General features: G+C 47.0%; 8 protein-coding genes. 1 reads left to right on the top strand and 7 read right to left on the bottom strand.

All coding sequences use genetic code 11. The features are described 5' to 3' along the window. Positions 1 to 100: 100 nt before the first annotated feature. The 3 genes from OQJ86_RS20010 to yidD all read right to left on the bottom strand — a co-directional run bounded on the left by OQJ86_RS20010 (position 101) and on the right by yidD (position 2,404). Positions 101 to 898 (bottom strand): Cof-type HAD-IIB family hydrolase, encoded by a 798-nt coding sequence (locus OQJ86_RS20010; protein ID WP_038869755.1) that lies wholly within the window; start codon positions 896 to 898, stop codon positions 101 to 103. 149 nt (positions 899 to 1,047) lie between these two features. Continuing rightward, a complete protein-coding gene (locus OQJ86_RS20005; protein WP_265989641.1) occupies positions 1,048 to 2,022 on the bottom strand; it encodes a DUF3137 domain-containing protein in 975 nt (324 codons plus the stop codon). A 31-nt stretch (positions 2,023 to 2,053) separates the two neighbouring features. After that, positions 2,054 to 2,404 (bottom strand): membrane protein insertion efficiency factor YidD, encoded by a 351-nt coding sequence (gene yidD, locus OQJ86_RS20000; protein WP_265989639.1) that lies wholly within the window; start codon positions 2,402 to 2,404, stop codon positions 2,054 to 2,056. A 246-nt stretch (positions 2,405 to 2,650) separates the two neighbouring features. Between yidD and OQJ86_RS19995 the strand changes: the two genes are divergently transcribed. Next, on the top strand, positions 2,651 to 4,330 hold the full coding sequence (locus tag OQJ86_RS19995; protein ID WP_265989637.1) for a pseudouridine synthase: 1,680 nt from the start codon (positions 2,651 to 2,653) through the stop codon (positions 4,328 to 4,330). Positions 4,331 to 4,408: 78 nt separating this feature from the next. Here OQJ86_RS19995 and OQJ86_RS19990 read toward each other — a convergent pair whose 3' ends face one another. From OQJ86_RS19990 to OQJ86_RS19975, 4 genes are all read right to left on the bottom strand, one after another. Beyond that, complete coding sequence (locus tag OQJ86_RS19990; RefSeq protein ID WP_265989635.1) at positions 4,409 to 5,749, bottom strand: MATE family efflux transporter; 1,341 nt, start codon at positions 5,747 to 5,749, stop codon at positions 4,409 to 4,411. Between the two features lie 209 nt (positions 5,750 to 5,958). After that, positions 5,959 to 6,981 carry a LacI family DNA-binding transcriptional regulator gene (locus OQJ86_RS19985; RefSeq protein WP_265989633.1) on the bottom strand — a complete coding sequence of 341 codons (1,023 nt, stop codon included), beginning with the start codon at positions 6,979 to 6,981 and terminating at the stop codon, positions 5,959 to 5,961. A 134-nt stretch (positions 6,982 to 7,115) separates the two neighbouring features. Beyond that, complete coding sequence (locus OQJ86_RS19980) at positions 7,116 to 8,210, bottom strand: ABC transporter ATP-binding protein (protein WP_038869766.1); 1,095 nt, start codon at positions 8,208 to 8,210, stop codon at positions 7,116 to 7,118. Next, positions 8,210 to 9,559, bottom strand: coding sequence for a GH1 family beta-glucosidase (locus OQJ86_RS19975; RefSeq protein ID WP_265989630.1), 1,350 nt, complete (start codon positions 9,557 to 9,559; stop codon positions 8,210 to 8,212). The genes OQJ86_RS19980 and OQJ86_RS19975 overlap by 1 nt, the downstream gene beginning before the upstream one ends. Positions 9,560 to 9,579: the final 20 nt, after the last annotated feature.

The raw sequence follows: 9,579 nt of genomic DNA, 5'->3' as shown, positions 1-9,579 counted from the left end.
CGAATACATTAGCGCAAACCAACTCCGTTATTACTAAATTGTAGTTGCAATAACGGGGCGGACCATACATTTTTTATGTTCGAAACTGGCGAGGCAGAGATTAAAGTACTTTCTCTTTGATCACTTTCATTACGCCCGAGTCACGATTGCTTGGTGCGGAGAAACGTGCGATTTTCTTCACCGCTTCGTGCGCGTTTTCCATCGCGTAGGAATGCTCGCTCACTTGCAGCATCTCTAGGTCATTCAGGTAATCACCAAACGTCATGGTCTCTTCTGGACCAAACCCCATGGTATCTTGAAGGTGTTTGATCGCCGCGCCTTTTGATGCTTCTGCATTCATCACGTCTAGCCAAATCTTCGCGCTCACCACAACTTGATGACTGTGACCAAACTTCGCACTCATGGTTGGGAAAACCAACTCTTCAGAACCACCAAAGTGACAAATCGCTACCTTGATAAACTCATCGTCAACGGCCAATAGATCTGGCACGTATTCACAGCGATGGTAGTACTTCTGGAACTCTTCCAACGCTTTAGGATCTTTGGTTTCAATGTAAGCCGAACGCTTACCACACAGCACTAGGTGCGTGCCTTCAATTTCACGAGCCGCTTGGATGATCGCATCAATTTCTGTTTTTGGAATGGTGCAGCTATATAGCTCTTTATCTTGGTACATCACCAAGGTGCCGTTTTCCGCCACATAAATCATACGGTCTTGAATCGGTGCAAACGTATCGCGCAAACTGTAGTACTGACGCCCCGATGCCGCCGAGAATAGAATGCCCTTCTCTTCTAGCTGCAAAAACAGATCAAAGAACTCAGGGTCTAAACGACCGTATTGGTCAAGTAAGGTGCCATCCATATCGGTGGCAATAAATTTGATGCTAGCTTGTGACATGAACTTAAACTCAAATAAAGCAGCGCAGGTCACTCATCGAATGAAAGCAGGCTGCAAAAAATAGTCTTGGTAAGGTACAGGATATTGGGTGAATCTCAAGCCGAAATGATAGGGTATCATTCAGGAATCAGCTTGAGATAATGAGGAAATTAGGCGGTAGCCAAGGTACTAGATTCCGCCATGGGCTGAACCATTGGTTTGGCCAGCCCCAGACTGTGAATGGTGCCAATCAAGAAATCGAGTTCGCGATAAATCTCAGCAACGGCTTCAAACTCCCCCGCTGGCTCATCCAATTTTGGCTCAAACAGTTCTTTCCAATGCGAAATGGCAATATAGAGCTTTCCGTTCACTTGAGAAAACGACAAGCGAGAAAACTCGCTCTCACGATGAAAAGTCAGCACACGCTCGATCAATTCATCCGTCAGCAGTTGCTTTGCGGTGTCTAAATCGTCGCTGTACACCTCATACTGTTGGTCAAACTCTGGGTGACCCATTCGCACTCTTTTACCTATCTGAATCTTGAAGAAGCGGTCCCACAGCTTTTCACGAAGCGTTGGCCCATCATCGCGGTCACTCAAAACAAAGGTGCAAACGTCGTCATTCATCGGAACGTCTATTTCACAAAACAACCCCGCAAAAAACACGTGATGCTTACTCGAACTATCGCTTCCTGAACTGATGAGCTTCGACGCTTCTATCTCAGACATAACCACCCTCGCCTCTCCAATGGTGCCTGAAATAAAATCATCACTCTCGAAACCATCACAACGGTCTAAATACAAACCACTGCGCTCGAAGGCTTCTTTGGAAAGTTTACGATTTGGGTCCCATGTGAGTGAGGGCTCAATGTGCGCTAACAAGCTCTGCATGATGTGCTGCTTGTAGGTGGTGCGAAACTGATTGTGCTTTTGATTGAAGTACGCCCAACCGCCGAGCATCAATGCCAAAAGAACAAACATCATTGCGGAGGTAGTGAGGTCAAACACGACGGTGCCAAAGAAACCCAGAACCGCCAAACCTAGAAACTTGCGTCGACGCAGTGCTTCTAAACGTAAAGCTTCAAGCGGTTCGAGCTTGTGCCTTAAGTCATTTTCAAACAGCGTTTTGAGCTGATCTGTCGTCATCACTTTCCTTTCATTTTTAGAGTTGAGTCCATTACCAACAATGGCAAGATGAGTCGCTGCTACCGCTACAAGCGTCACTCGGAACGCAATCCAAAGAGCTGCATCCCATGTCCGTTACACAAGATGAGTCTTTGTTCTTACGCCGCTTGCGATTACGGGAAGGTTCCTTAGCTTGAAGACGCTGATGAGCATGTCGACAGCGTGTAAACTGCTCTTGAACACTGGTATAGCTAGAAAACACGCCTTTGCGTTGAATCATTTTGCTGATGGCAGCAGAACAAGAATCCGTGCCGTAATACACCGCATGAGCGCAGCGGAAGCCTTTGTGTGGGGAAAGATAGCGTTGATAAAATCGTATCAATGCCAACACCAGTTTAGACATGCTTTTCCTTTTGCATCTAATGAGTCATTCGAGAACCATGCTCTCAACTATCAATCAAAACAGTACATCACTCAAATTAATCATTTCAAACGCAATCCTAATTTCTGCGCTCTAAGCGATGAAAATCATTGAGATAGGAAGTAAAGGCAAGCCGACACAGCTAGCCTAGAAGCGCCTTCGAATAGCAATCACTGCCAAAACAGGTACAATCCGTGCTCGATTTTTATTTCGCGCGGACTCACTCTCATGCACTCGCCTGAACAATGCTTTACTCGATTTACTGCGGACATTTCTGGCTACGACTTGCCGGCGCAGTTTACGTTTCCGTTCTACTACACGCCTCACCCATTGTGTGTATTGGCTGCCGGGCAATTGCAGCAGCACCTAATGACACAAACTGACTTCGAACACAATTTCGGTCTTGAGGATGAGCAAAACGGACGCGGCAAGATGTTCGGTGTTTTGCTAGTACGTAACCCGCAAGGTGAGCTTGGTTATTTCAGCGCTTTCTCTGGCAAGATTGCCGATCAAAACTTGCTTCTAGGTTTTGTTCCACCCGTATTCGACATGCTGACAGAAGAAGGTTTCTTCCGAGGTGAGACAGATGCCATCAATGCTGCGAACGCGGAATACAAAGCCTTTGCTGCCAACCCAGAATTGGCACAACTGAAAGCAGAAATCAAAGCCGACCGTGAAGCGTATCAGCAAGAAGAAAATGCCCATCGCCAAGTTATGATTGCCGGCCGTGCAGAACGCAAACAGCAACGCAAACAAGGTGAACAAACTCTGAGTCCAGAAGATCTGACAGTGCTATTGGATGATTTGGGTAAACAAAGTGTGGCTGAGAAGAATGTGCTCAAGTACCTCAAACAAGCTTGGGACGAAAAGCTCGCAATCAAAGAAGCGCGCTTAACCGAACTAGAACAAAAACTGGCAGAACTCAAAGAGCAGCGCAAAGACTTGTCTAACGCGCTACAACACAAACTGCATAAGCAATACCGCTTCTTGGACAACCACAGCGCCGAGCGCGATTTGGTAGATATTTTTGCTCCTACCACCAATCCAGTACCACCAGCAGGCGCTGGAGAGTGCGCAGCGCCGAAACTGCTTCAGTTCGCATACAAACATGGCTACCAACCGCTTGCATTAGCTGAGTTTTGGTGGGGCGTATCGCCGAAATCGGAAGTGCGCCAGCACAAAAAGTTTTACCCATCTTGCAACAGCAAATGCCAACCGATTTTGGGGCACATGCTGCAAGGCTTGGATGTTGAACCAAACCCATTGGCAGAAAACTGGGCAGAAGATAAAGAGCTGGAAATTCTCTTCCAAGATGAAGCCCTGGTGATCGTCAACAAGCCTTCGGGTCTGCTTTCCGTTCCGGGGAAAACCATCAAGGATTCGGCATACACACGCCTACAAGCGATGTTCCCAGATGTCGAAGGGCCGTTCGTCATTCACCGCCTAGATATGGCGACATCGGGGATTTTAGTGTTTGCTTTAACCAAACGCGCCAACAAGAGCCTGCAAAAGCAATTCATCACACGTGGCGTACAAAAGCGTTATATTGCGCTGTTAGAAGGCGTGTTAACCGAACCTGAAGGTGAAATCTCGCTACCGATGCGTGGCGATCCAGATGACCGTCCACGTCAACTGGTGTGCTTTGAACACGGTAAGCCCGCTGAAACTTACTGGCAACTGATTGAAGTGAAAGACGGACGCAGCAAGGTATACATGTACCCGAAAACAGGGCGAACCCACCAGCTTCGTGTACACAGTGCTCACCACATGGGTTTGAACATGGCGATGGTTGGCGACGGCTTGTATGGCGAGAAATCCAATCGTCTGCATTTGCATGCGGAGATGTTGGAGTTGGACCATCCATACAGCAAAGAGCGTATGTGTTTCCAAGCAGAGTGTGAGTTTTAAAACGACTTATCAATGCAGAATAGATAGCAAAAAGGCACTGAATTTCAGTGCCTTTTTTACGTTTAGAGCGAGATAAGGTTAACTCACCTTAAACTTGGTCCACACTTGAGAGCGCCAGCGTCTTGCCATGATGATACCGCGTACCCATTCATCCAGAGCAATCGCCATCCAAGCACCAATCACGCCGTAACCCAAATGAATACCGAAGAGGTAAGAAAACACCACACCCAAGCCCCACATGCTCAGAATACCCATCTGTACTGGGAACTTGATATCTCCAGCGCCTTTCAGTGCCGAGATGAAGATAAGGTTAAACACGCGGCCCGCTTCTAGCACGATTGAGCCCATCACTAATGCGCCTGCCAATGCCAAGATTTTAGGCTGATCGGTAAATACACTCAAAATCTCTTCGTGGAACAGGTAGATCAAACACGTTGCCGCCGTTGATGCAGCAAAGCCAACTAAGAAATAAATCTGCACGCGTTTCAGAATACTGGTTACCCAACCTTTACCTATGTAATAGCCAGTCTGAATTTGAGCCGCCTGTCCAATGGCCAACGCAAAGGCGAACGAGAAACGCGCGATGTTTTGCGCATAAGTAAACGCCGCAAGTGATGACGTCCCCATTTGCACTACAAAATACACGATACAGATCTGCGCCATGTTGTAAGACAGCACCTCACCCGCGTTCATACCACCGATTTTTAAGATCTTCTTGAACACGTCTTTCGGCACTTGTTTTACCTTGGACATAGGCAGTTCAATGCTGCTGCGTTTCAAAATCACGCCCAACAATAACGTACCAATGACTTGGCTAACTACCGTTGCAACCGCTACGCCCTCTACTCCATAAACAGGCAAGCCAAATGGCTGATAAAGTGCAATGTAGTTACCGATGATGTTGAACACACCAGAAATCAGGTTCACTACCATTGGTGAGCGTGAATAACCGTGGCTACGCAGAATCGTGGTAAAGACGATACCGATGGTGACGTTGAACGTCATCGCACCGCTGATCAGCAGGTACTCGCGCGCATATTGCTCAACCTGAGCTTCTAAACCGTAATACGGTAAGAAGAAAACCGCGCCAATCACGGCGAGTACACTTAAGAACGCACCAACAATGACCGATAACGCAACACTGGCGACACCGACATCGACCGACTCTCTTTCACGCCCTGCACCGTTATATTGCGCAATCAAAATGCCCGTGCCACTACTGACAAAGGTGGATACGATGATCAGGAAAAACGTTAATTGAGTGATAACGCCGACCGCAGACACGGCTTTGTCTGAGTAACCACTCAACATGAATACGTCACTGGTTCCTAAAGCCGTCCGTAGCAAAATTTCGACAAGTATCGGCCAAGCCAATGCCACGATGGACATACGTTGGTTGATATTCTGGCTTTTAGGCATGTGTTTGGGACCTTTCCTACAACTAAAACTGCCCCACAGAAAACTGTGAGGCAGTTCAAAAAATTAGATTTCTTAGAATTTGGCTATGTTTGTTGATTGTGTATTTAATCAACAAAATGCAGGCGCGAATTCTAGACGGACTTTGGTCACAAATACAGCGATATTTCGCCTGTTTCGCAAAATATTTTCTAATGGATTAGAGACGCACTTTAACTCGGAGAACGAAACTTAGACACAGTCGATTGACGGACAATCAGATCAATCGGTGGCAGACGAACTTCGTGCCTATCTCCGCTCAACAAATTGAGAATGGACTCAGCACAAACTGCACCAACTTCTTCAATCGGTTGACGCATTGTGGTAAGCGCAGGTGTGAAATATTGCGAAGTTGGCAAGTCATCAAAACCAATCACAGAGACATCTTGAGGCACACGAATACCATGATCATGCAATGCCTTTATCGCCCCATAGGCCGTTTGGTCATTGGCGGCAAACAGTGCTGAAAAGTGCACTTTCGATTCAATCAACTCAACGGTTTTTTCATAACCGGTTTCACTGCTGAAATCGCCTTGCTTGACCAATTTTGGCAACACTTTAATACCTGCTTCTTGCAGGGCATTTTTGTATCCCACAAAACGAGCCACCGCATCCGGTTGATTCAACAACCCTTTGATATGGGCGATATTCACATGGCCCTGTTGCATTAGATGCAGCGTCGCCATGTATCCGCCCAATACATTATCTATATTTATCGATCGAACCTTGTCACCTATCACGTCATATCCAACAGCAACGACGGGAATTCGCTGGGCATAATCGAGAATCTGCTCTTCCGTTAAACTGCCCGTCACGATGATTACACCGTCTACATTACTCTTTGCCAAATACTCCAAAGCATGAGATTCCAGTGAACGCTGCCAATGCCCTGTAGCAATCACAAGTGAATACCCCTGAGCATTGAGCCCCTTTTCCATGTCATTCAAGATACGACTGGAGTGTGGACTTTCAGGATGCTGGATCAGCACACCTATCGTCATTGAACGCGTATTGGTGCCCTGTCCCATTTGATAGTTCGGTTTGTAACCGAGTGATTTGATCGCCTTTTCAATATTCTGACTTTTCTCGTCAGAGACATACGTCGTGCGATTGAGGAAACGTGAAACGGTACTCGGGGAAACCCCCGCCAACGTTGCCACATCATAAATGGATGCCGCTTTTTTATTTTTTTTCATTGTAGGAATTTTCCCAGCAAGCTAATAATAAAAATATAAGTTGCGACGGGGAGCGCGACAACGTTTTGATAAGGGAAATGAGAACTAGATAAGTCGCCAGTACGCAAACGCGCACTGGCTTTCATATCGGGGATTTAGAATGTTGCGAGCGAGTTTTCACTCAGCGCATCAAATAGATGAATAGCATCCAAATCTAAGTAAAGTGTGAGTGTGTCCACATCCACTTCTGCGGCTTGAGTTTCCACCATCAAAGGCTGGCCCGCGATTTCAGTCTTCAATAGAATGCTGGCGCCTAGTAGCTCCTTGTCTTTAATTTTGACAGGGAATGGCAGTACGCGATCGTGATCGACCTGTTCTGCACGCAGATGGATATCCGTTGGACGAACACCAAAGTGCAAAGCTAAGTTCTTAGACGCATGCGCTTTAAAACGTTCTGGCAACGGAATACGAACCTCGCCCAATTCCACTTCCCAGTTGCCTTCCTCACCCACTAGCTTCGCATCCAGCATGTTCATTGATGGGTTACCAATAAACTGAGCCACAAATTTGTTTGCCGGGCGTTGGAACACTTCTGTTGGTGTACCGACCTGAGCCACATAACCATCTTTTAGAATCACGATGCGATCCGCCAATGTCATGGCTTCAATCTGATCATGTGTCACGTAAATGGTAGTGGTCTTCAGTTCACGGTGAAGGTGTTTGATCTCTTCACGCATGACGCCACGTAACTTGGCATCTAGGTTCGACAACGGCTCATCAAACAGGAATACTTTTGGCGTACGTACCATTGCACGACCCATTGCCACGCGTTGACGTTGACCACCAGACAACTCTTTTGGCTTACGTTCTAATAACGCGTCAAGCTCAAGCATTTTCGCAGCTTTGCGTACTTCGACATCGATTTGGTCTTTTGGCATCCCTTTTAGCTTAAGGGCAAAAGCGATGTTCTCGTAAACCGTCATATGTGGGTACAGTGCATAACTTTGGAACACCATCGCAAGGTCACGGTCTTTGGCATCGACTTTGTTCATCAACTTGTCACCGACGTAAATCTCACCACCAGTGATGCTTTCCAACCCCGCAAGCATACGTAGTGTAGTCGACTTACCACAGCCCGAAGGACCGAGAAAAACCACAAACTCGCCATCTTGAACCGTAAAGTCGAAGTGTTTCACAACCTCAACATCATCGTAGGATTTCTTGATGTTTTTGAATTCGACTTTTGCCATTACTGGTTCTCCTCTGCTCGATCTAGCAGCATGTTGCGATAAGCAATTGCGCTCGCTTTTAAGGTGCGTTTTTGTGTTTGGTAATCCACGTGAACAATGCCAAAGCGCTGCTTATAACCATAAGCCCACTCAAAGTTATCCATTAGGCTCCAAGCGAAGTAACCATCGACCTTCACACCAGCCTTAATAGCTGCATCTAGCGCTTCTAGGTGCTGCTGGAAGTAACGCACACGTTGCTCATCATTCACTTCGCCGTCAATGCAATGGTCATCGCCAGCCGCGCCGTTTTCAGTGATGTAAAGTGGTGGTAGGTTCGAGTAACGGTCGTTCAAACGCAGGAGTAAATCCGTCAGCGCTTGTGGGTGAATTTCCCAACCAATGAATGTGTGCTCTTGCTCCGGTTGAGGTACTGTTTCAATATCGCCATGTTCGTTGTAGCGCACCACACAACGGGTGTAGAAGTTAATGCCAATAAAGTCCAAGTCAGTTTGAATAATATCGAGGTCGCCTTCCAGAATCATAGGTAGGTTATGCGCCTGACGATCCAACACAATTTGAGGGTATTCCCCCTTCAGTACTGGGTCCATAAACCAATGGTAGCCTTCTGCATCACTGTATTCTGCCGCACCAATGTCTGCATCACTGTATGGGTAAGCTGGCGTCGCATTGAAGACACAACCGTGCATCGCATTGGGTGCATTCTTACGCATGTGTGGAATCGCAAGACCATGGGCCAACATCAAGTGGTGCGCAGACAAGAAACCTTCACGTTCCCCCTTAAGACCCGGAGCATGCTCGCCCCAGCGGTAACCTAAATAAGCAGAGCAGAACGGTTCGTTTAATGTTGCGTACGAATCAATTTTGTCGCCGAAGTAAGCACTAACTACTTTTGCGTATTCCTCAAACTTGTAGGCTGTTTCTCGGTTTAGCCAACCGCCTTTGTCTTCAAGGTATTGCGGTAGGTCCCAGTGGTATAGAGTCACGAAAACCTTCAAACCGCGAGCGTGGCACTCATCGATGATTTGCTCATAGAACTTCAAGCCTTCTTCATTCACCTTACCATCTTCAGGAATGATGCGAGGCCACGCCATCGATAGACGGTAAGCGCCCACACCCAAACCTTGGATCATCTCGATGTCTTGCTTCCACAAATGGAAGTGGTCACACGCCACGTCGCCATTATCTGCGTTATCGACAGCACCTGGCTTATCGCAAAAGGTGTCCCAGATTGAAGGCGTACGCCCACCCAGTTGTGCGCCACCTTCAATTTGATAAGAAGACGTTGCGACACCGAATAAGAACTCTGGGCTGCGTAGTTTAGAATCTTGTGGTAATTGGAATTTATTCATTGTTATAAAACCTTTTATTT

The organism is Vibrio sp. Sgm 5 (genome assembly GCF_026241575.1).
GTDB lineage: Bacteria > Pseudomonadota > Gammaproteobacteria > Enterobacterales > Vibrionaceae > Vibrio > Vibrio jasicida.
This window is presented reverse-complemented; position numbering and strand designations above follow the sequence as displayed.